26 protein-coding genes are annotated in these 23,424 nt (G+C 29.4%); 6 read left to right on the top strand and 20 right to left on the bottom strand.

What is annotated here, in order from left to right; all coding sequences use genetic code 11:
- The first annotated feature begins 3 nt into the window (after positions 1 to 3).
- Complete coding sequence (locus LRR82_RS00950; protein ID WP_249029647.1) at positions 4 to 405, top strand: hypothetical protein; 402 nt, start codon at positions 4 to 6, stop codon at positions 403 to 405.
- A 21-nt stretch (positions 406 to 426) separates the two neighbouring features.
- On the opposite strand, the gene LRR82_RS00945 is transcribed toward LRR82_RS00950, so the two are convergent.
- The gene (locus LRR82_RS00945) at positions 427 to 1,446 is read right to left on the bottom strand and encodes a M42 family metallopeptidase (RefSeq protein ID WP_249029646.1); all 1,020 of its coding nucleotides are present in this window, start codon (positions 1,444 to 1,446) and stop codon (positions 427 to 429) included.
- A gap of 74 nt (positions 1,447 to 1,520) precedes the next feature.
- Between LRR82_RS00945 and LRR82_RS00940 the strand changes: the two genes are divergently transcribed.
- On the top strand, positions 1,521 to 2,000 hold the full coding sequence (locus LRR82_RS00940; RefSeq protein WP_249029645.1) for a GNAT family N-acetyltransferase: 480 nt from the start codon (positions 1,521 to 1,523) through the stop codon (positions 1,998 to 2,000).
- 10 nt (positions 2,001 to 2,010) lie between these two features.
- Here the strand turns inward: LRR82_RS00940 and LRR82_RS00935 are convergent, their stop codons facing one another.
- The 12 genes from LRR82_RS00935 to LRR82_RS00880 form a co-directional block, all read right to left on the bottom strand.
- Complete coding sequence (locus tag LRR82_RS00935; protein WP_249029644.1) at positions 2,011 to 3,147, bottom strand: AI-2E family transporter; 1,137 nt, start codon at positions 3,145 to 3,147, stop codon at positions 2,011 to 2,013.
- An 8-nt stretch (positions 3,148 to 3,155) separates the two neighbouring features.
- Entirely contained in the window at positions 3,156 to 4,076 is a 921-nt protein-coding gene (gene cysK / locus LRR82_RS00930; RefSeq protein ID WP_249029643.1) for a cysteine synthase A, read from the bottom strand.
- Positions 4,077 to 4,192: 116 nt separating this feature from the next.
- Positions 4,193 to 4,609 carry an RrF2 family transcriptional regulator gene (locus LRR82_RS00925; protein ID WP_249029642.1) on the bottom strand — a complete coding sequence of 139 codons (417 nt, stop codon included), beginning with the start codon at positions 4,607 to 4,609 and terminating at the stop codon, positions 4,193 to 4,195.
- Between the two features lie 59 nt (positions 4,610 to 4,668).
- Entirely contained in the window at positions 4,669 to 6,039 is a 1,371-nt protein-coding gene (locus LRR82_RS00920; RefSeq protein WP_249029641.1) for a spore germination protein, read from the bottom strand.
- A gap of 63 nt (positions 6,040 to 6,102) precedes the next feature.
- Positions 6,103 to 7,008, bottom strand: coding sequence for a glycyl-radical enzyme activating protein (locus tag LRR82_RS00915; protein WP_249029640.1), 906 nt, complete (start codon positions 7,006 to 7,008; stop codon positions 6,103 to 6,105).
- Positions 6,992 to 9,337 (bottom strand): glycyl radical protein, encoded by a 2,346-nt coding sequence (locus tag LRR82_RS00910; protein WP_249029639.1) that lies wholly within the window; start codon positions 9,335 to 9,337, stop codon positions 6,992 to 6,994. Before LRR82_RS00910 ends, LRR82_RS00915 begins: the two co-directional genes overlap by 17 nt.
- Before the next feature lie 84 nt (positions 9,338 to 9,421).
- Positions 9,422 to 10,150 (bottom strand): DeoR/GlpR family DNA-binding transcription regulator, encoded by a 729-nt coding sequence (locus LRR82_RS00905; protein ID WP_249029638.1) that lies wholly within the window; start codon positions 10,148 to 10,150, stop codon positions 9,422 to 9,424.
- Positions 10,151 to 10,204: 54 nt separating this feature from the next.
- Positions 10,205 to 10,660: a DUF6512 family protein gene (locus LRR82_RS00900; protein WP_249029637.1), complete on the bottom strand. Its 456-nt coding sequence runs from the start codon at positions 10,658 to 10,660 to the stop codon at positions 10,205 to 10,207.
- Positions 10,661 to 10,717: 57 nt separating this feature from the next.
- Positions 10,718 to 11,716: an asparaginase gene (locus LRR82_RS00895; protein ID WP_249029636.1), complete on the bottom strand. Its 999-nt coding sequence runs from the start codon at positions 11,714 to 11,716 to the stop codon at positions 10,718 to 10,720.
- A gap of 52 nt (positions 11,717 to 11,768) precedes the next feature.
- Positions 11,769 to 12,776: a hypothetical protein gene (locus LRR82_RS00890; RefSeq protein ID WP_249029635.1), complete on the bottom strand. Its 1,008-nt coding sequence runs from the start codon at positions 12,774 to 12,776 to the stop codon at positions 11,769 to 11,771.
- Positions 12,751 to 13,293 (bottom strand): ECF transporter S component, encoded by a 543-nt coding sequence (locus LRR82_RS00885; protein ID WP_249029634.1) that lies wholly within the window; start codon positions 13,291 to 13,293, stop codon positions 12,751 to 12,753. The genes LRR82_RS00890 and LRR82_RS00885 overlap by 26 nt, the downstream gene beginning before the upstream one ends.
- A gap of 113 nt (positions 13,294 to 13,406) precedes the next feature.
- Positions 13,407 to 13,916 carry a hypothetical protein gene (locus tag LRR82_RS00880; protein WP_249029633.1) on the bottom strand — a complete coding sequence of 170 codons (510 nt, stop codon included), beginning with the start codon at positions 13,914 to 13,916 and terminating at the stop codon, positions 13,407 to 13,409.
- 130 nt (positions 13,917 to 14,046) lie between these two features.
- Here LRR82_RS00880 and LRR82_RS00875 point away from each other — a divergent pair, with 130 nt between their 5' ends.
- Positions 14,047 to 14,361: a helix-turn-helix domain-containing protein gene (locus LRR82_RS00875; protein ID WP_249029632.1), complete on the top strand. Its 315-nt coding sequence runs from the start codon at positions 14,047 to 14,049 to the stop codon at positions 14,359 to 14,361.
- Positions 14,362 to 14,367: 6 nt separating this feature from the next.
- Here the strand turns inward: LRR82_RS00875 and LRR82_RS00870 are convergent, their stop codons facing one another.
- The 6 genes from LRR82_RS00870 to LRR82_RS00845 form a co-directional block, all read right to left on the bottom strand.
- Positions 14,368 to 15,216, bottom strand: coding sequence for a Cof-type HAD-IIB family hydrolase (locus tag LRR82_RS00870; RefSeq protein ID WP_249029631.1), 849 nt, complete (start codon positions 15,214 to 15,216; stop codon positions 14,368 to 14,370).
- Between the two features lie 10 nt (positions 15,217 to 15,226).
- On the bottom strand, positions 15,227 to 15,994 hold the full coding sequence (locus LRR82_RS00865) for a sulfite exporter TauE/SafE family protein (RefSeq protein WP_249029630.1): 768 nt from the start codon (positions 15,992 to 15,994) through the stop codon (positions 15,227 to 15,229).
- Positions 15,995 to 16,077: 83 nt separating this feature from the next.
- Positions 16,078 to 16,929: an N-acetylmuramoyl-L-alanine amidase gene (locus tag LRR82_RS00860; protein WP_249029629.1), complete on the bottom strand. Its 852-nt coding sequence runs from the start codon at positions 16,927 to 16,929 to the stop codon at positions 16,078 to 16,080.
- A gap of 175 nt (positions 16,930 to 17,104) precedes the next feature.
- A complete protein-coding gene (locus LRR82_RS00855) occupies positions 17,105 to 17,410 on the bottom strand; it encodes a stage IV sporulation protein A (protein WP_249029628.1) in 306 nt (101 codons plus the stop codon).
- A 186-nt stretch (positions 17,411 to 17,596) separates the two neighbouring features.
- Positions 17,597 to 18,346, bottom strand: a complete 750-nt coding sequence (locus tag LRR82_RS00850) for a hypothetical protein (protein ID WP_249029627.1) — start codon at positions 18,344 to 18,346, stop codon at positions 17,597 to 17,599.
- Positions 18,347 to 18,348: 2 nt separating this feature from the next.
- On the bottom strand, positions 18,349 to 18,906 hold the full coding sequence (locus tag LRR82_RS00845; RefSeq protein ID WP_249029626.1) for a hypothetical protein: 558 nt from the start codon (positions 18,904 to 18,906) through the stop codon (positions 18,349 to 18,351).
- A 519-nt stretch (positions 18,907 to 19,425) separates the two neighbouring features.
- Here LRR82_RS00845 and LRR82_RS00840 point away from each other — a divergent pair.
- Genes LRR82_RS00840 through LRR82_RS00830 form a run of 3 tightly spaced genes read left to right on the top strand, consistent with a single transcriptional unit; the run spans position 19,426 to position 20,603 of the window.
- Positions 19,426 to 19,764: a PadR family transcriptional regulator gene (locus LRR82_RS00840; RefSeq protein ID WP_249029625.1), complete on the top strand. Its 339-nt coding sequence runs from the start codon at positions 19,426 to 19,428 to the stop codon at positions 19,762 to 19,764.
- Positions 19,757 to 20,128, top strand: a complete 372-nt coding sequence (locus LRR82_RS00835) for a DUF6120 family protein (RefSeq protein ID WP_249029624.1) — start codon at positions 19,757 to 19,759, stop codon at positions 20,126 to 20,128. The genes LRR82_RS00840 and LRR82_RS00835 overlap by 8 nt, the downstream gene beginning before the upstream one ends.
- 13 nt (positions 20,129 to 20,141) lie before the next feature.
- A complete protein-coding gene (locus tag LRR82_RS00830) occupies positions 20,142 to 20,603 on the top strand; it encodes a hypothetical protein (RefSeq protein ID WP_249029623.1) in 462 nt (153 codons plus the stop codon).
- Positions 20,604 to 21,446: 843 nt separating this feature from the next.
- Here the strand turns inward: LRR82_RS00830 and LRR82_RS00825 are convergent.
- A complete protein-coding gene (locus tag LRR82_RS00825) occupies positions 21,447 to 22,820 on the bottom strand; it encodes an RNA-binding domain-containing protein (RefSeq protein ID WP_249029622.1) in 1,374 nt (457 codons plus the stop codon).
- Between the last annotated feature and the right edge of the window lie 604 nt (positions 22,821 to 23,424).

The following is a 23,424-nucleotide window of genomic DNA, read 5'->3' as shown; positions in this document are numbered from 1 at the left end:
AGAATGAGTAAATTTAAAAATATGATGTATCGTTTTGCTTATGGTCGTTATGGTCATGATCAATTAAGTAGTTTTATTTTAGTGATTTCTATTGTTTTAATTGTTATTAATTTAGTGATAGGAAGTGCTATATTATCTAGCTTTGTATGGGTTATTTTGATGTATAATGTTTATCGTACTTACTCAAAGAAGATATATGCTAGAAGACAAGAAAATGAAACTTATCTAAGAATGACAAAACCTATTCGTAAAAGAGTAGAATTAGTTAAAAAACAACAAGCTGATAAGTCACATAAATATCTTTTATGTAAAAATTGTTTACGAATTACAAGAGTACCAAAAGGAAAAGGTAAGATTAGTGTTACTTGTCCTAATTGCAAAACTAAATTTAATGCTAAAAGTTAAAGAGCATCCAATGGATGCTCTTTATGCTTGTAAATAAGCTAATATTAATGCGATTGTGTTTTCTACTGCCTGCATATGAGTTCTTTCCATACCATGGCTTGCATGCACTCCTGGGCCAATTAATGCACCTCGAATATCATTACCACCACGCAAGGCAGCACTGACATCGCTTCCATAGAATGGATAAATATCTACTGCATAGTTTAATTGGTTATCTTTTGCTAGATTAATTAACTTAGAAGTTAGTTCATAATCATATGGGCCACTAGAGTCTTTGGCACAAATACTAACATCATATTGGCTACATGCTAAATCACTGCCAACACACCCCATATCTACTGCTAATAATTCACTAATTTCACTAGGAATATGACTACTACCATGCCCTACTTCTTCATAAGTAGAAATAATAAAGATAGTATTATTACTAGGAACAATCTTCTTTTCTTTTAATTCTTTCAATACTCCAAAAAAACAAGCAACACTTAGTTTATCATCTAAGAATCTAGATTTAATAAAACCACTATCTGTAATCGTTGTTTTAGGATCAATCGCTATATAATCACCATGATTCATTCCTAACGCTTGTACATCTTCTTTATTTTTGACAACTTCATCAATACGAACATGCATCGTTTCACATTCTCTAGCGACACTACTTGCATCTTTAAATACATGTGCTGCTGGTGAGTTACTTAAAATAGTTCCCGTATATACTTTCTTATCTCTTGTTATAATACGACAATATTCACCATCCAAAGTAGGAATGATAGGTCCTCCTATATTTGTAAAAGCTAATGTTCCATCTGCTTTTATACTACGTACCATTAATCCTAATGTATCAACATGACCACATATACCAATTGTTTTTTCACTAGTACCTGGTACATAAATTAATACATTTCCTTTTACACTACGTTTTGTTTGATAACCAAGAGACTGTGCTTGTTTTTCTACATATTCACAAACATCTTGGCAATATCCAGTTGGACTATCAATGCTTAATACTTCTTTTGTTATTTTTTTTACATATTCATTCATCTTTTTACCACCTTTTTATTTACTATATCATAAAGTAAAAGAAAATGATATGATATGGATTAGGAGGTATATATATGAACTTACAATTTCGTCAAGCAACTAAAAAAGATATTCCAACAATACTCTTTTTTATCAAACAATTAGCAGTTTATGAAGATATGTTAGAGGATGTTCAAGCAACTGAATCCTTATTAGAACAATGGTTATTTGATAACCCTGTTGCCTTTGTTTTATTAGGAAGTGTCGATGGTAGTGATGTTGGGATTGCTATCTATTTTACAAGTTTTTCTACTTTCCTAGCAAAACCTGGAATTTATTTAGAAGATTTATTTATTTTAAAAGAACATCGTCATTTAGGATACGGAAAACAATTCTTACAAAAATTAGCTAGTATTTGTAAAGAAAATGATTATGGTAGATTAGAATGGGCATGTTTGGATTGGAATCAACCAAGTATTGACTTCTATCTTTCATTAGGAGCTATTGTAATGAAAGAATGGTCTACGTATCGTTTAACAGGCGATGCATTAGAAGACATGGCAAATAAAAAATAAGACGATCGTCTTATTTTTTTATTACTAATTTTTTGTTTGTTAGAAGCTTGTTTACTTTCTTTTTAAATAGTGTATAAAGTACAGAATTAATTGGTATAAATAATAACATTCCTAACACACCAAATAAGTTTCCTCCTACTACCACAGAAAACAATACCCATATAGAAGGTAATCCTACTGAATTACCAACTACTTGAGGATAAATAATATTTCCTTCTATTTGTTGTAATACTAGAAAGATAATTACAAACAATCCTGCTTGCATTGGATTAACCATCAAGATTAAAAATGCTCCAACAAAACATCCTATAAAAGCTCCTACAATTGGTATTAATGCTGTTACACTAATTAAAACTCCTACCAATAATGCATAAGGCATTTGTAATACAATCATTACTACAAAGAACATAAAACCTAAAATCAAAGCTTCTAAACATTGTCCTGTAATAAAATGATAAAATGTTGTATTTGTTAGTTTTAATATATCTATTACTTGTCTTGCTTTTGTTTTATCTAAAAAAGCATAAATGATTTTCTTTAGATGATAACATAATGTTTCTTTTTGTAATAGCACATAACAAGAAAAAATAAGTCCTATAAAGAAATTCACTAAACCACTAATGATTGTTTTTGTAATTTCAAAAGAAGAACTAATAACATTTGTTAAACTTCCTTTTGTAATAGAAACTACACTATCAATAATTGATTCCCAATTCACTTGTAAACTTTCTAACCATGTAATAATTTCTGGATTTTCTATCATTGATTCTAACCACTCAATGGCTTGAGGAAGAAATGTTTCTAGAGTTTTTGATAAAGATATAATCGTTGCTGTTAATTCTGGCATTACAATAAAAATAACAATTCCCATTAAAAATAAAACAAAACCCAATGCTCCAAAATAACTAAGTGGTCTTACTAATTTTGATTTCTTTTTAAACTTATTTGTAATTCTCTTTTCAATGGACATCATTGGTATATTTAAAATAAATGAAATAGCTGCTCCTAATAAAAAAGGAAATAAAACACTAATCATTGTATTACAATAATATAGTACGGTATCTAAATTTAATAATGCCATAAAAAATAAAATCGTATAACTAATCATAAAAATTATTTTCTTCATTAACTTACTATCAATATTCATAGTTCCTCCTAAAATAAATCAGTTGAAAAATAACGGTCTCCTCCATCAGGTAATAAAATAACAATTGTTTTTCCTTGATATTTCTTTTCTAAAGCTAATACACTAGCACCAAATAATGCTGCTCCACTTGATATCCCTACTAAAATACCATCTTTTTTAGCAACGATTTTAGCACTATTTAAAGCATCTTCGATTCCTACTGGAATAATACGATCATAAATAGCGGTATCTAATGTACCAGGTATAAAGTTTGCTCCAATACCTTGAATTTTATGAGGTCCAGTTGTTCCTTTTGATAACAATGGACTATCACTTGGCTCAATAGCTACTATTTCAATATTTGGATTTTGTTCTTTCAAATACTTACCAATCCCACTAATTGTACCACCTGTTCCTACACCCGCTACAAATACATCTATATTTCCATCCATTTGTTGCCATAATTCTGGACCAGTTGTTGTATAATGCATCATTGGATTGGCAGGATTATGAAACTGATCACAAATAAAGCTATTTGGATTATCTTGTTGTAATTGTTTTGCCATATCAATAGACCCTTGCATCCCTTTACTAGCTGGTGATAGAACAATGGATGCACCATAAGCTTGAATTAGCTTTCTTCTTTCTAAAGACATACTTTCTGGCATTACTAATGTTATCTTTAATCCCATACTAGCACAAATAGCAGCTAAACCAATACCTGTATTTCCACTAGTAGGTTCGATAATCATCGTATCTTGATTAATAAACCCATCTTCTATTGCTTTTTCAATCATTGCTTGACTAATACGATCTTTACAAGAACCACTAGGGTTGTAAGACTCTAATTTAGCAATCATAGTTGCTTTACTTTCTACTTCTTTTTGGAATCCTTGTAGTTTTACTACTGGCGTATTTCCAACTAATTCTTTTATATTATTATATATCATTGTTTTATCTCCTTAAGATGAACGAAAACCATTCATGACTTCTTGACTATCATAACATCCGTATAGCAATAGAGCAATATTTATGATAATTAACTTTATTACACATAAAAAGAGTATCAACAGATACTCTCTTGTTTTTTATCAGCTAAATCTTGCAATGTATAAGAGTTTAAATAATCGTATATAACGTCTTTTAACCCTTTCCATAAATCACATGTACGACACTCTACTTCTCGATTACAGTCATGTAAATCAATACAAGCAACTGGACTTAGACTACCTTCTACCACTTCAAGCACTTCTCCTACTAAGTACTCTTCTGCTGGTTTCACTAGACAATATCCACCTTTTGCACCTCTTGAAGATGCTACCATATTTGCTCTCGATAATTGTGTAACAATATGTTCTAAATATTTCACTGAAATATCTTCTTCTTTAGCCACATCTTTTAATGAGACTCTTTTTTCTTCATTATGTCTGGCTAAATATATCATAAAACGTAATGCATATCTTCCTCTTGTTGAAACTTTCATTTAATCACTCCCTATTTACCTACAATTGTATAGGAATTAAACCAAAAAAGCTAGCTATTTCATCTAATTTTTGTTCTTATAAATACTTTTTTTAATTCTCTAAAATCAAATGGTATTAGCGGATATAAATAACTTTGTTTAGATATCGTTTTCGAACGATATAAAACAACAAATAAGACAACGATACCTAGTAATTGTCCATACTTTGGAAAGAGGCATATCAGAACTAAAAACAAGACTCTCATAAACTTAATAGCATACCCCATTTCATAACTTGGAAGTGTGAAATTTGCTAATGCGACATAAGCCATATATAAAATAATCTCACTATTAAACCATCCTGATTTTACTGCAAAATCACCTAATAATAAAGCACCTAAAATACTAAAAGAACCACTTAGTGAAGAAGGTGTATTTAAAGATGCTAGTTTTAAAGCATCAATTGTATATTCTAATATAAGAAATTGTAAAATAATTGGTATATTTGTAACATCTTTTAAAATCAAAAAAGAGAACTGTTCATTTAGTAGTTCTGGATTTTGATTAAAATAATACCATAAAGGAGTTAATAATAAAGTAGTAAAAAACACAAATATTCTTACAATCCTTAAATAAGTACCAATCATTGGTGGCATATAATAATCTTGTGCAACTTGTAGAAAATCCAAGAAATATGTTGGTAAAATAAGAACACTAGGACAATTATCAATAATCACTACGATTTTTCCTTCTAAAATACAACTACTAGCCATATCTGGACGTTCACTATAACGGACTTTGGGAAAAGGACTAATCCATTTCCCTTCTACTAATACTTCTGCTAAACTCTCTTGTGCCATTGTTAGTGCTTGAACCTGGATATTTTCTAGTTGTTTTTTTAGGTTTGTTACTACTTCTTTATCTACTACTCCATCTAAATAACTTAAAACAATATCTGTCTTACTCTTGCTACCAACACAAATATATTCCATTACCAATCTTTCATCTCTTATCCGTCTTCTAATAAGCGCTGTATTAAAAATAATGGTTTCCACAAACCCATCTCTAGACCCTCTTAAAACCCTATCATCTTCCGGTTCTTGCATGCCTCTAGTCGGATATGTTCGAACATCAATGCATATTGCTTTTGTTTGATTCGAGAATACAAACAGTAAACTACCACTAAGAATAGCAACTATCATTTCATCTAATTTCTCTTTTATTTCTACTTCTACATAAGGTACTAGTTGTTCACTAATCCTATTTATATCACTATTTTCAGGTATTGTTTTAATGAAAAATTCCATCATTCTTTCCATTACTTCATCTTTAATAAATCCATCAATAAAATAAAAATAATAACTATCTTGTTTTATTATTAATTCTCTTTTTACAATATCAAAGTTTCTTTCTATTTGTAAACGATCATCTAACTGTTCTTGTAAACCCATTTTATCACCATGATAAGTATAGCCTTAAAAATAAAATATAAACAAATAGTGCTCCTAAGAGCACTAAATGGATACATTTATTAAATATTTTTTAGCAATATTTTGAAATAGTTTCATTTCTTCTTTTGAATACATTGGTTTGTTTTCTTCAAAACAAAAAGGAATTGATAAGTCTTGATATTTTTGAATAGCAAGAGGATTATAGTTTAATAATTCATAGTTAGTTTCTTTATTATGTTTGGATAGAAAGCATGCTATGTTTTCTATATTATCAATTGTTGCTGTATAGAGTGGTATTAAAGGAGTTCGAATAGTTACTTTAAAAGCATATTTACTTTGTAATAATTTTGTTATATTTTGTTTAATGAAACTATTGGATACTCCTGTGTATTCAATATGTTTTATGTCATCTACTAGTTTTAAATCAATATATATTTGATCTAGATATGGTAATAGTTCTTCTAATTTAGAATAAGGAATATTAAGTGCTGTTTCCATAGCACAATGAATTCCTTTTTGTTTTAATAAAGGTAATAATTCTAATAAGAATGGTTGTTGTAACAAAGGTTCCCCACCAGAAAAAGTAACTCCTCCATTATTTCGATAAAAGACTTGATCTGCTTCTATTTCTTTAATAACTTGATTGATTGTTAATTGTTGGCAATCTAATTCAAAGGCATCCATAATACAAACATCTTGGTATTTTTGAACACTTTGTGATCCTGTTATGCTATATGTTCCATCTTTACTTTGAATTCGATTATCCGTGTCTATTTCCTTGCATCGATTACATTGAATGCACCTAGAAAGAATTTGATATTGCGGTTGCATGTCTAATCCTTCTGGATTATGACACCAAACACAACGAAGATTACATCCTTTCATAAAAATAGTAGTACGCAGTCCTTGTCCATCATGAATTGCAAAGCGTTTGATAGAAAATATATTGGCTTTATTCAATACTTCCATAACTAGTACGTTCCATGATTTCATCTTGAAGTTTATGATCAAGTTCTACAAAGTAAGCAGTATAACCTGCTACACGGATAGTTAATCCTTTGTATAATTCTGGTCTTTTTTGAGCTTTTTGTAAGTCTTCTTTATTGACAACATTGAATTGAACATGGGGTATTTGTAAGTCTACAAATCCCCTTAGTAATAAGGAGAACTTTTGGATACCACTTTTATCAAAGAAACTTGGTAAAAACTTCATATTTAATAGTCCACCATTTGTTGTTAAACTATTATCTAATCTTGCTACTGATTTTAATAATGCAGTTGGTCCTTTTGTATCTCTTCCATATACTGGAGACATTCCCCCATCTGCTAAAGGAGTTTGTGACAATCTTCCATCCACGCTTGCACCAACATTTTCGCCCATCGGAACATGAGCACTAACCGTATACATTCCAGTATGATATTTTCCACCTCGATAGTTAGTATAACTACTTAGTTGTTGTTTAAAATACATTGCTATATTTGCACCTAATTCATCCACCCATTCTATGTCATTTCCATAACGTGAGCCTAAGTGATCAATGATTGCTTTTGTTTGTTCATGTCCTTGATAGTTATCAAGTATTGCTTGATATAATTCTTTTTGTGATATTTTTTGTTTTTCAAATACTAGTTCTTTTAGTACTGCTAAACTATCGGATAGATTCGCAATTTGAATCATTTGAATACCTGATAAATTATATTTTGCTCCACCTCTTGTTACGTCCATACCTTTTTCTAAACATCCTTGAATGACACTAGATAGAAATGGAGAGGGTAAATATTTTTGATGTGCTTTTTCAATAACTTCACATGCATCTATCATTTTTATTAGGAAATAATCAATTTGTTTCTTTAAAGCTTCTTCTATTTCTTGATAAGAGTGATAGGTTGTAAGGTTTCCTAAATCTAAACCTAGTTGTTGATTGGTAATAAGGCATCTACCATTATTCAAAGTAAGTTCTAAAACCTTGTTAAAATTAAACATTGCCGAATCACTCCAACCTAAGTTATTTCCTTGTGTTGTAAGTTCAACACAACCAACAATAGCATAATCTAGTGCATCTTGTTTTTCAATTCCTAAATCAATAAGAGCTGGTATTACACTTTTATCATTAAAGAATTGTGGCATTCCACTTCCTAATGAAACAACTTGAATTGCTTTTTCTAGTAATGCTTGCGATGTTTTTTCATGGATTCTAAGTGATAAATTAGGTTGTGGTAATCCTAAATGTTGTTGTGCTTCTAAACATAAATAGCTAATATCATTTTCAAAAGGATCTCCTTTTTCATCAACCCCACCAATTGCAATATTAAAACCGATAGGAAATCCTGCAAAATATTTAGCCCCATGACTACTTCTTAAATAAACAATTTGATTACATTTTATATAAAAACATTCTAATATTTCTAAAGCACTCTCTTTATCTAAAATACCTTCCTCTATATCCTTTTGATAAAAAGGATATAGATAAGTGTCTATTCTTCCTGGTGAGAAACTAGAAGCATTTGATTCCATATGTAATATTACAAATAAAAACCATAAAGATTGTACTGCTTGAAAATAAGTAGTTGCGGGACCTTTTGATAATGTTTCACAGTTTTCTAGTACTTGATAAAGGGAATGGTTAGAATCTAGTTGTTCTTGAACAATCATTTCTTTGATAAAATCTCGATAACGAGTAATGAATGTTTCTACCCCTTCCATTACTAAAATAGTTGCTTGATAATATTCTTCTTGTTCTTTTGTATTTTCTTGAAGCAATGCTTGCATTGCTTGTTTTTTTATTTGTGTCGGACCCGTATGTAACCACGTTTTACAATCTGGACAAATATGTCCTTGAGCATGATCTTTTTGATTTATTTTTACTACTTTTGAAATAGCAGTTAATTCTTTTCCATATGCTTCATCAATACCATCTTCCATTGATTTCCCATGCCAAAATGGAAATATCTCTTCACGAAATAGTTGTTTATCTTGATCACGAATATGAAACTTATCTTGAGGACGAGTATATAAGCTATCTATTTCCTTTTCTACCCAATTACATCCACTTTCTGGAAAGATAATTCCTGCACGAATACCTTTACTACGATTCCCTACTATTAATTCTTCTTGATCTACTGTTATTTCTAAATTTTCTAACGCTGCTTTTAAACTAAAAGCACGTTGCATTATTTTGGACTTTCCAGCATGTTCTTTATAACAGTCAGTAATAATCTTTGCTTGTTCTATAGAAGCATAACGATCTGTATTCATTGTTTTTTCTTTTAATGATAATATTCTAGTAGTTATTTGCATAAAAAAACTCTCCTTTATTATTGTTTGTTATTGATGTTACTCAAATTATAGCAATAAAAGTCGGAAAGTCAAGATTATTTATTATTATTTGTTATTGTTTGTTATTGTTTCTTGTTCTGTAATAAAACCAGTACATGCTTCTAAGTTAGAAAAACAATAGGTTCCATTAGTTTGTAATTTTTTAGATTCTAATACTACATAGGTTTGATGACTATGCTTCATTGCACATTTTTTAGTAAGTCCATCATCACTTGTATAAGTATAAATACGTTCATTTTCGAAGTCTACGCCAACACAACCAATAAACGCTAAATCAAATTGATAATTTTCAATTTGTTGTATCGTTAAACTACCAATAAATCCCTTTTCACGACGATTTAGTGTTCCTCCTAAAAAAACAACATTTACTTTACTATGTAGTAACGTAATCAAAACATCAATCATATTTGTTACTACCGTTACATCTTTGTTTGATTCTTTTACTAGTTTTGCGATTTCTATATTAATAGTAGAAATATCTAAAAAAATAGTCATCCCATTTTCAATATAAGTACATGCTTTCGAAGCTATTGTTGTTTTATCATGGTTGTTTTTACCAATTCTATCTTCTACTTTAAAATCATGACTCATATCTCTTATTTTAATTGCACCACCATATGTTTTCGTTAGTTTTCCTTGATTTTCTAATAATGTTAAATCTTTACGAATACTATCTTCTGTAACATTAAATTCTAAAGCTATTTCTTTTACTTTAATAGCACCTTCTTGATTTACTCTTTCTACTATTTCATCTTGTCTTTGTTTTGCGAACATTGTATCACCCCAAGACATTATAGCATATTTATTATTGTTTGTTATTAGAATTTATCATTTGATCGGATTTCCTTCTATAAACATTGGTAGATTAGGTGGATAAATAGTAAGATATCCTAATAAGAATATACTAATCATGATAAATAGTATTGTTATTTTAGAAGAAGTTATCCAATTATGTTGTAGGGCTAATGTATCGATATATTGCATTATAACAAAGATAAGGCCTACTAATAAAATATCGATAGGAACACTTTCAATATTAAGCGCATAACGATAAAAATAATAAATAAATAACATGCTTACAATACTTACTAATTGTACAATAACTATTGTATTCCATCTTTTTATGTACAGATAATAGAATAATATTGGATAAAATATTAATTTAATATGTTGGAATATGGATTCATCGATTGGGACAATAAGACCAATTATATCATATGGAATGAAATCATAAATAAAATGCATTGCACTTGCTATAAGTAATAAAAACAAAGCTTGTATCATCGTATCACCTATCTATAAATTACCCAATAAAAAAAGAAATATACAATCTATTTCTTTTTATTCCATTTCTCCTACTAAGTTTTTTTCAAATAATTCTCTAATCATTGGAATTCTCAATTCTCCTTGATCTAGTTGACCTAGTCCCCACATTAATTTGGTAACAGCACTTTCACTAGTCATATCATAAGCTGATATGACTCCCTTTTCTAATGCTTTTCGACCAACTTCATAATGATTTAAATCACTACGATCATATAAACATTGACTACAAACAACAATTGGAATATCTAATGTTTGCATTTGATCTAACATACTAACTAAATCTCTACGAATAAAATTAATTCCACCCGCTCCAAATGCTTCTATAACAATACCATGACATCCTAAATTAGCCATTGCTGGTAATATATGAGGATCTGTTCCAGGTGTTAGTTTTAATAAAAAAACATGACTATCTAAAGATTCTTTTAGTTGATAACTTGTTTGTTTTGGTACAGCCCATTGGTTTATTTGTAGTCCATCTGAGTTAATAATTCCTACTGGTAAGACGTTAATACTCTCAAAAGCATTAAATCCACTTGTTCTTACTTTGGAAGCTCGAGTTCCTAAAATAATATGTCTATTAAAAGCAACAAATACACCACCTATCGCAGTATTAGCCATTTCAAAAGCACATCGTAAATTGATAATAGCGTCACTTAATGGATGGGCTATTGGTAATTGAGAACCTGTTATAACGACTGGGATTTCTATTCCTAATAACATATAAGATAATACCGATGATGTATAAGCCATTGTATCTGTTCCATGCGTAATTACAATAGCGTCATAGTTGTTTTTTTCTTGATCTATTTTTTTAGCTACTATCACCCATTCTTCTGGTTGAATATTAGTACTATCTAAATTAAAAATATTATCTATTGTGATAGCGTAATCATCTTTCATAGATCCTAAATAATATAATAAATCATGTTCTTCATTTGATGGGACTAGGCCATCTTTTGTATGTAAAGAAACAATTGTTCCTCCTGTTGTTAATAAAAGTATTTTTTTCATTCTTTATCTCCTAGAACATTAGTATATACGAAAACCCTTTTTTACAAAAGGGTTACTTGTATAATTTGGTTGTATCAAATAAGTAATCTACTTGATGAAATATATCATAATAAGAAAAGTATTTATTTTCATAAGGAATCCATTTTTCTTCAAATAGTTTTGTTTGTTGTTTCGTATTTCGTTTTGATATACGTTCTAACTGTGTTTTAGAATCTACTTTTAAAGCAATCTTTAAATCATAATTCGCACTCAATTCTGGTATCATGCTATAACTACCTTCTACAATACTAACCCTACTTGGTTGGAAAATAGAAACTTCTTTATCCAATTCCATTTGATGGCATAAAAACTTTTGATATCCAATTTGTTGGTGACTGGTACAAGGTAATAAAACTTGTTCTAGAAACCTTTCATAATCGACATTTTTGCCAGGTATAGAGAAACGTTCTTGGGTTCTTTGATGACTTTGTAAAAAGAAGTCATCAAGATGAAAAACATTTGCTTGATAGAACTCTTGTAATAGGGCTGCTAACGTACTTTTTCCAGAACCTGCCATTCCATCAATCGCTATTATTAACGTTTCTTTGGTTTCTAACAGTTCATTTATTTTTAAAAATAGTGGATAGTAAAAAGCTAATTGTTTATTGATAATACGGTAATGGGGATGATAGGTATCTCGATAAAGTTGGCTATGACGGAAAGGTTTTAATTCTCCTTTGGGTACATCTATCTTTAATTGTTCCATGATTTGATAAAATTGCTCATTATTTTTTTTGTTAAAAGTACATGATGTAATAAATAATTGAGCAATTGTTTGACATTGAAGATGATTGGCTTGAAACAAATGAAATCGAACATATTGGTTCCCAATATCTTCTATCCAATAATCACGATTCGTTAAGTTTGCACACTCATCAACAATTTTCTCTAAAACAATATCTTTATTTTCTATCATATGTTCACCACCAAAAACATATTGATAAACAAACTTTGCAAGATCTTGATTTTGACAAACAGGATATTTTGCTTGATGTTTAGCTAAAAGCTCTTTTACGGACATTTTCTAACAAGCCACTTCTTTCTAGTGCTACTACTACATTTGGTATTACCAAGAATTGTAAAATAATACCTGGCATTGCATTTGCAAAGGCACCTGTAATAAACAATTCTAAAGTAAAAGCCGACCCAATATATCCCATCAACAAATAAGTTACGATCCCCCAAACAACTCTACCACCAAGCAAGGAAACAACTAAACTAATATATATAGAACTTGTTTTCTTTGGTAATTTGCTATAAATAAATCCTGTTAAAAACCCATATGCAGCTAATTCAAAAGACATCGCAATTGCCGTTGGAAACATTGGTGGCATTGAAAAAACAGCACTTCGTAATATTGGCAACACAAATCCTATTAACATCGCTAATGGCCATCCACATACATAACCCGCTAATAAAACAGGTAAATGCATTGGTAATAACATACTTCCTATTGCAGGTATTTGCATTGTAGCAAAAGGTAGTACAAACCCCAAAGCTAATAAAAAGCCTGCTAAAACTAACTTCTTAACTGACATAATTTCCCTCCATATAAAAATACCATAAAAATAACTGCCTTTTGCAGATACCTTCATGGTATTTATTTCATCTTCTTGATGAACTCTTAAACATTATACCATCAATTGTTAATTTAACAATCTATATTTCTTAATAATTCACTACGATACTTCAATTCATCTAACATTTGATGATGATCTTTTATTTTCACAATATCATATAAATCAATAATAGTATCTAATATGATAAAACCATCCTTATGTACCTTCATTTCAAAATTAGGATACTTCATTAAAAACTGACCAAACATAAAACCAATATTTGCTTGTTCATTTATATCTCTAGAATATATTCTTAAAAACTTAAGATGAAAATGTATTTCTTCTTTTGAAGAAATATAGAATGTATTTATTTCTTGAAAACAATGTTGACATTGTTCTTTAAAAAAAGTTTCAAAATCTATATATTGTTGATATTTATCTTTATTAAATACCCTTTGATATTGATCATTTTTTAAATAGATATACCAAGATGTATAAGTTTCATAAGTTCCTTGTTGTTTTACTATTTCTAAATAGTTAGCACTGTTACGATAATTATTTATAAAATCTATATCTTTTCTTATTAGTTCTTCAATTTTCATCTTCATCCCCTCTATTATCTTGTATTTTATACTATGTACCATTTATTATATTGTAATTATAAAATATTACAACTTTATAAGGTGCAAAATGAGATATTTTATAAGGTACAATATTGTAAAAGGAGAGACAATGATGAATGAAGAGTATGTAGGCAATCGATTAATGCAACTTAGAATGAAAAAAGGTGTTTCTGCAAGAGATATGAGCCTTAGTATTGGTCAAAATGAAAACTATATTAATAATATTGAAAACTATAAAACTTCTCCCTCTTTGCAAGGATTGTTTTATATTAGTGAATATTTAGAAATAACTCCTGAACAGTTTTTCTCAAGTGAACAACAAAACCCTAAACAGGTTCAATCTATAATCGATATTATAAAAACAATGAATGACGATGACCTAGCATTAATTTTAGCACTTATAGAACGTATAAAAACGCCTTGATATTTATCACGGCGTTTTTATTTCTGGAATATAGTGTAATAAGGCATAAGCAATACCATCTTGATCATTACTTGTTGTAATATATTGACTAGCTTCTTTTAATGCTTCAACAGCATTTTGCATTGCAACACCGATACCACAAAACTCTATCATACTTAGATCATTCATTCCATCACCAAAGGCTATCATCTCTTCTTGTTTATAACCTAATGGTAACAATACTTCTTTTAAAGCATTTGCTTTATCAATTGATTTTGCAGTAAATTCAAAATAAAAAGCACTAGTAAACATACATGATAATGTATCTTTGAAGGGTTCCATCATTTCTAAATAATGTTCCTGTAAATAAGCTGGTTGTCCTGCTGTTAGAATCTTGTTAATGTCCCAATCTAAAAACTCATCTAGGTTTTCTTTTTCACACAACAAGAAATTACCACCTCTAGCTTCATATTCAACTACATTAAAATCTTTATCTAATTGAATAGGAGGGGCATATACATTATTTACATACATTGTATCTTCTTTATCTATCATTGGATAAACGTTGAAGTTTTTCATATGTTTTAATACTGCTTTTCCTAAATGATTGGGAATTGCTTGATTATAGATTATTTCATTTGTTTGACAATCAATAATTTGACTACCATTATAACATACTACTAATCCATGATGTTGATCCATCTCTAATTCTCTAGCAAGATTAACCATTCCTCTTCTAGGTCTACCAGATGCTAGTACAACTTTTATCCCTAGTTTTTGAGCCTGAATTAGAATTTCTTTTGTTTTCAAAGTTAACTTCTTGTCACTGTTTACAAGTGTTCCATCTATATCCATAATAATTACTTTTATTGCCATAAAAATCCTCCTATCCTAATAAATCAATTATAATTTTTAAAAATAAAACCATCATTACACATACCATCAAGGGTTTAATATATTTAGAACCCTTCTTAATAGCTAATCCTGATCCTAACCAATAACCTGTAATCGAACAAAAAGCAGCTGGTATTGCGACAACATACATTACTTTACCAGCAAACACATACGCTATTAGTGCTGCAAAATTAGATGCAAGATTGACAATCCTAGCATTTCCACAAGCAGTGCGATAATCAAATCCCATGAAAGTAGTATAACCGAGTATTAAAAACGTACCTGTCCCAGGTCCAAAAAAGCCATCATAAGCTCCTATCAAGAATCCTATGATTGATGATAGAAAAATAGTCTTTCTTTTGCTTAACAAATTTACTACATTAACATCTTCTTGTTTGTTCTTTTTAAATAACAAGATTACTGCAATAATTGGTAATAAAATAGTCATACTTATTTTTAGAAAATAATCACTTAGAATAAGTACTAATTGTGCCCCCAAATAAGAACCAATTAAAGCAAAAAAAGCTGAAATGATCGCTACTTTTAAATGTACTACCCCACTCTTTAAAAAGCGATAAGAAGAAAAGAAAGATCCCATACATCCTGAAAACTTATTACTCCCATATGCCAAATGAGTTGGCATACCCGTAAATAAATAAGCAGGTAAAGAAATTAGTCCTCCTCCTCCTGCAATAGCATCAATAAATGCAGCAAAGAAAACCAATGGACATACTATGATAATCATTTGTATTGTTGTCATATTGTCTCCTATCACTATGTAAGTCTTCTACCTATTTATATCACAATAGAAATAGATAAAAGACTTTTTTCAATCAATGAAAGCTATTTAAGCAGTTGATTTACTTTCTTTTGAATAATACTAGGGCTATAACCTGCTTTTCGTAATCGATCTGTTCTACTAGATCCGTTACCCCATTTACCAGCAATAACTTCTTTGGCTATTGTAGTATTTGATTTTTTCTTGTTCAACAAAGTATTGACCCTACTTTGAATAGCTTGATAGCTATATCCTGCTTTTTCTAATTTTTCTTTTCTTTCATCACCACTACCCCATTTACCAGCAATAACTTCTTTGGCAATTGTCGTATTTGATTTTTTAGTTACTGTTGTTTTTTTAGTATTACTAGTAACTTTTTTTGTTACTTTAAATCCGTCCATAATTGCATCACCAATATCTTTTGCTATTTCTAACTTATTTTCTTGATATATCTTTATATCACTAGGATTATCTATAAAACAAACTTCTAATAAACAACCTGACATTCCTCTTGATTTACATGTATTAATGACTAAGAAGTTCTTTCTTTTTACTCCATCAAAAATAGCATCATTATCTCTAAGTTTAAAATATTTAGCCATTTTTTTCATTATTTTTTGTTCTACTCCGATACCTTTTTCTCTTGTAGTAACAAAGCATTCTGTACCTGTGGCTTTTCCATTAAAAGCATTAAAATGTACTTCTAATATATAATCATATCTTCCTATTTTAAATTGACCTTTTTGACAATCTTTAAAAGCATTTCTATTTGTATCATAGACTGTAACACTCATGTATTCATCTAAATAATTCTTAATGTTTTTAACTACTTCAATTGTAAGATCCGATTCTTTGTAGCCATTTCCAACTGCCCCACTGTCTCCAGATCCATGTCCGCTAATTAACAATAATTTCATATTCTCACCTCCTCACTTACTATATGAGGAAGATAAGGTAGGTGTATGTGCATTGTCCTAATTATTAGGAACATAAAAGGGTTAGTTTCTGTTTGTACAGAAACTAATCCTAATTAACGTTAACTAGCTTATTATATTTTTATTCAAATAATTATTTACCTTATTATAATTGGACTTAGAATCTAACACTATCTACTAGTCTCACCTTAGCATTTAAATTATCTTCTAATAATATCGATACTGCTTGATTAGGGATGAATTTAGGCTCTACCGTCATAATCATTTTTCCCTTACCAGATTGTGGTAATTCATCAATAGCATGTAACTTAGCATCAGGATCATCAATATAAGGTATTACTGCCTTGACGTGTTCTTTTTTATAAACGTAGACTTCCCTGTTCTTACAGGTCCTACTACTGCTAAATGAGATATCGTCGTCACATCTCTTTGCTATATCTTTAAGTATCTTTTTTGTTTCCATATTAACTACCTCCTAAATAATGCTATGTCATACATTTACTTTTAGAACTTACTAGCTAGAAAGTATCAAAAAAAACTAGAATAAAATTCTAGTCTAAAATTTAGATTATACTCGTATATAACATACTGACTTATTTGAATATTATAGTTATTTACAGTTTTATTTATAAGTAAGTTATATCATCTTTTAAGAATATAAATATGATCTTTCCCAAACACAACTTACATTTGTGATTGTTAACCCTATACTAAGACCTCCAGTTAGTGCTCCTACAGATGTAAAGGATACATTCCCACCTATCGTTAAAGTGGGTGCTGCATCAGTAAATGTATGTATATAATTTAATCCTAAATCACCTACATCAGTATTGTCATCGAAAACAACTTTTACCGAGCATAGTGCGTAGCTACCGCTAATCACTAAATTTGAATCCTGTATATTAAAAACTAATATACCTTGGCTCTTTTTAGAATAATTTTTCAATGTGGCATTTTTTGTTTCAGTATATCCATAATAAGTTCCTTTAGAGGGTTCCCATTCAATTGAAAGCATATCTTCTGTTGAAGGAGAGCTGAGAAGTTTCGTAGAAGTAGCAACACCCGTCACATAAGTATACGTTTGACCACTTCTACGAGATAAAGTTATATTCAAGTCGATATCTGTACTGAAAGATGCTGCCCTTGAATTATTAACCAGATCAACACAGGAATAATCAATTCCTACATTTTGTAATTCTATTTTAATATCTTCTTCTGTTTTGTTTTGTGATTTTGCTTCAATATAATAGTCTGTATATAGAGTTAAATATTCCTCATCTTGCATTTGTGCAATTTCTTTTGCTGTATAATCAAAAAGTGTTTTTTCGCTTGCATAAACATTTGCAACACTTAATATTCCCATACAAGTAGTTATTAACATTATTCTTATTTTTTTCATTTTCAATTTTCCCTTTCCAATATTACTTTATTTATATTACTTAATGTAACCGTTACATGATTACTATCTATTTTACTTGCATCAATGCTATAACTAAAACTATCTCCATATTTATTACTAACAGCTAAATAAGAGGATGAGTACCAACTTTCTCCATCAGATTCTAACTCACCGATTACAGTTATCATATTGTTTTGATCTCCTGTATAATATTCATTCGCTGTATAGAAATATCCTCCATTAAAATCATACTCTCCATGAGATTGTAAATGTAAAGCATACTGACCATTACTTTCTAGTATAATACTTGCTATTTCTATATAACAATTATCATCTATTTCTATTTTTTTGTTTTCATTTGATTCTAAGTCTTCTAAATCAATATCAAAAGAATATTCCCCATCTACTTTTTCTTGAGATAAAGAGTAATTCATAGATTCAAATTGATATTGTAAGCCGCCTAATTGAACATAAATATTTTCTCTTTTCAAAAAAAGTAATGTTAGAATAATACATGCACCTATTGCAATAATTAAACATATACTTCTCTTCTTTTTCATACCATAACCTTGTATGAAAAGCACTTGTTTCTTAGTGTCAGATCATACTTTCCTTTCAGTATTTTGATAAAGTTTAACTAACTTCTCACACAATTAAGTCAACCTTTGTCTTTGTTTTATTTTGTACATTTAATACTTATTCAATCCCCTAGCATTCTCGTCACAAACCACTTGGCCCTATTTTAATAACAATGTATATCATATTATTCTTTTGAGCAAAAATCATTGAGATAAATAATTTAGTTACAGTAAATAATAACACTGTTTTCAAAAATTATCATACAAATCACTATGAATACTAAGTTAAAGATATTCTATAGACACACTCCCCCTTTCGACCGTTTGCTAGCTTTTGTGTTCAAACTAGAATCGGCACAATACATTATGTGATATATCTCATACTTAAACTATACTCTATATGCAAATAATATGTCAATAATATTATACATAGTTTTAAATGTATTTACTTAAACGCTACTATTTGATATATTTATACTATATTTAGAAAAGGAGATCCAAATGGCTAAGAAGAACATTTATTTTAAATTTGAGATGTTAATACTTGTTATTTTAACAACCAAGGATTGTTATGGTTATGAAATTACAACTAAAATACGCGAATTATCAGATGGCATCATTGATATAAAAGAAGGTTCTTTATACCCTACTCTTTATAAGATGTTAGATAAAGGATATATATCTTCTAATGAAGTAATAGTAAATAGAAAGATACGTGTTTATTATCATCTAGAAGAATCTGGTATTCCTTATCTAGAAGCAATGATTGAAGAATATCATCAATGGGAAAATAAAATACAAGTAATATTAAATATAAAAGGAGAACATGGTGATGAGTAGAGATACGTACTTATTAGACATAAAAAAAGCTTTTCCTACATTTGGGAAAGAAGAAATAGAATATTTTAACAGATTCACAAAATCTATTACTGAAAATTCTGAAGAAAATGAAAACTATGATTACTATTCTTCTAGGTTTGGTAACCCTAAAGAAATAGTGGAATCATTTTATGATGACTTAGAACCACAAGGTATTTATTCACGTATGAAAGATACTAAATTCAAACAAAAATCTCTAAAGCTTATATTTCTATTTTTAATCATTAATACAATCATCTTTTTTGGTGTTTTAAGTTTAGCCCGTGAAGATGCAAAAGATAGTCATGGATCTTATTTTGATGATTCATCTATAACTTACGAATAGGAGCGTATTACTTATGAAAAAAACAATAAAAATTTTTATCTCTATCTTGTTACTTACTTTTATATTATCACCTAAAGCAACCTTTGCTTTAGAAGAACAGTGCTTAGATACTGGATGTTATTATGAAACAGTTATCAACTATTCTAACCAAACAACTGCACAAACTCGTTCTTCTTTGGATACAGTATCTGGTACAAAAACTACAACCTATCGTTCATCATCAGGTGAAGCACTATGGTCTATTAGTGTTACTGGTACGTTTTCATTTGTTGGTACATCTGTGACTTGCAGTTCATCAAAACTAAATATCACTATCTATGATAGTGCATGGAAAACATATAGTACGAATACATCTAAATCTGGTAATTGTGCAAAAGCTACAGCAACAATAAAAGAATACTTTTTAGGATTTGAAACAGACAGTATTACAAAATCAATATCACTGTATTGTAGTATAGATGGTAATTTATACTAATACTATTTTGTGATGTGCCTTTTACTGATGGATTTCCTGACTTATCTTCTCTACATCTGCCGTACTGCATACAAGAAGATTAGTTATGACGACAACTTTACTGCTCTAATCTTTGACGTGAACAACCACCTATTATAAGGTGGTTGTTTTTATGTTCATCGAAATGATTATTCCATTAAATAGTAAAACTAATTCTTATGTAAGTGTATCTTCCCCTTATCTTTAACTGTTTTTTTCTTTTTTACGAAAAAGATGAAAATCTAGCTTTTTAACATATATATAAATGCTGTTTTTTCTATATAAAACAAAGGTTTTCTATATAATTTTAGAACTATGGTCAAGTGCCCGCACCATGTCCGCTAATTAACAATAATTTCATATTCTCACCTCCTCACTTACTATATGAAGAAGATGAGAATGATGTATGTGCATTGTCCTAATTATTAGGAAGATAAAAGGATTAGCTCCTGTTTGTACAGAAACTAATCCTAATTAAAGATGCTTTTTACTTTATATTACTGAACAATAAATATGCGATCTATTTAACTCTGCACTTTCTTAGAGTTTCATTAAATAGAGTGATAGTAAAAGTAACTACAGTACATAAATCATATTAATTAAAATGACTATTACTATGTTGTGAACATTAAACACATTAACAATTAGTTAAACCCTAGAATATAATAACCTCTACTGATATTGAAAAATGCGTTGTTTTTATGAATATTAATTTTATCTATTCCTTCGCAATCACTATTACCAAGTGTTTTAACCTGTAATCTAGTCCGTGGTTTACTCCGTGGTTTACTCCGTGGTTTTCTTTTTTAAAGCTATAACAATTATTTATAATTTGTAATATCCTCCACCTTTGCTTGTTCCAACAAATTTGATAATTTCTTTGTTTTTCAATTCTCTAATCGCATTATCCACACTGGATTTTTTAAGTCCACTCTTTGAAGATATATCAGGAACCCTAAGTCCAGGATTTTCGCAAATTACATCATATATAAGTTTTTGGTTTTTTGGAAGTTTAATTTCTTCTATCGATATTGTGTGTTGAGTTGAAATAATCTTATCATCATACAAAACATCCTTTAATACAATCATAAAATAATCTTGCCTTGATATAATCCTGGGTGCATATTTTTTATCGAATTTATTATATTCCTTTACAATCTTTTCAAATCCACTCCCCGATTTTTCCATCAATTTACATACAGATAATATATTACAGACTGTTTCATTTCTTCGTTTTGATGGGATTTCTTCTAAAACATATTCAGAAGCATTACCTATTGGTAAGAAATCTCCAGGTGATGTGATTACCATCCTATCTTGATAAATATCAATATCTATCTGTGTACCTCCAATTAGATAGTCTCTATGAGCTATAGCATTACATAATGCTTCTACTACTGCCCTCATTGGATATGATTCTTTATCTACCCTACCTATTGGCAACTTTACAAATCCTGTCTTTATGTTATTTCTTATAAACAGTGTTGCATTATTTAATTGATCAATAAGATTCCCTCTAAATTCTTTTCTATCAATCACTTCATCACTCCCCTTATCAAATCCAGGCCATTTTCTCATATGAATAAGTGGGAATTCTTCTTTTCTTTTATCAACAAATAGTAATCCTGCATTTGTTAAAAGGCCATCTTCATTAACTAGTCCTAGTGCTTGCATCTTTTTTTGACTTAAATCTACCATTGTATTATTAAGCTCCTTATATTTCTCATTTAAACTATGAAAAGTATGGTTTTCAAACTGCTCTTCACTCACTCTTTCATCAAAAGGAATAGGGTTTTTACGTAGAAATAATTCAGCCATATCGTATAAGTTTGCCTTTGTTGTAGAGCCATGTTTTCTAATATAAATTTCAGTTATATCATTTTTTCTATCAACATAACTAACTACGTTTATCTTACTTTCCTCTATTATCAACTTTAAAATAAATCGTTCCTTTATTTTTATTAGTTCAATATCATATTCAATAGGAGGATCAATTCTTCTTTTCATCATATCCACCATATATAACTGAATTTCATCTGTTTCTTTTCTATAAAAACCTTTAGGATACCCCTCATCACTAACACCTATGTATATAATTCCACCTCTATCATTAGCATATCCTACTACTGTTTTTAACCATCCAATAGGTTTGTTTTTATTTAATTCTACTTTAAATTCAATTTTTTTATTTTCTATCATACTAGTAAAATCAACTTTATCTACATCCCTCATTACCTCTTTCATACTACTATATTTCCTTTCATAATAATAATTTCCTTTTATTATCTCTGTTGTTTCCCTTGCCATGTGGCATACACTCCATCACATCACATTTACCTTCTTTTAGGTATACAAAAGTTATTATATTATTTCTTTAAAAAGTCCTTAAAAATTAATTGTGAATCATAAATGAAATTTTATCGATAATTTTAGAACTAGGGTCAAGAACATGCACCATGTCCGCTAATTAACAATAATTTCATATTCTCACCTCCTCACTTACTATATGAAGAAGATGAGAATGATGTATGTGCATTGTCCTAATTGTTAGGAACATAAAAGGATTAGCTCCTGTTTGTACAGAAACTAATCCTAATTAACTTTGCACCACTCGTTGAGTTCTTCTATGGTTAGTAATTCTTACTTATAAAAGAATATTTTTTATAAGTCACAATTATACCAATAATTGCACCTACTAAAGCAAAAGGTGCTATTCTTACAAATAACCATTTGAGTGAATGAAATGCTACTCCAAGTACTGCTACTTCTGGACATTATAATTCCACTACAAGTATAGACTTTT

Source organism: Tannockella kyphosi (genome assembly GCF_021054785.1).
Taxonomy (GTDB): Bacteria; Bacillota_I; Bacilli_A; order Erysipelotrichales; family Coprobacillaceae; genus Tannockella; species Tannockella kyphosi.
This window is presented reverse-complemented; position numbering and strand designations above follow the sequence as displayed.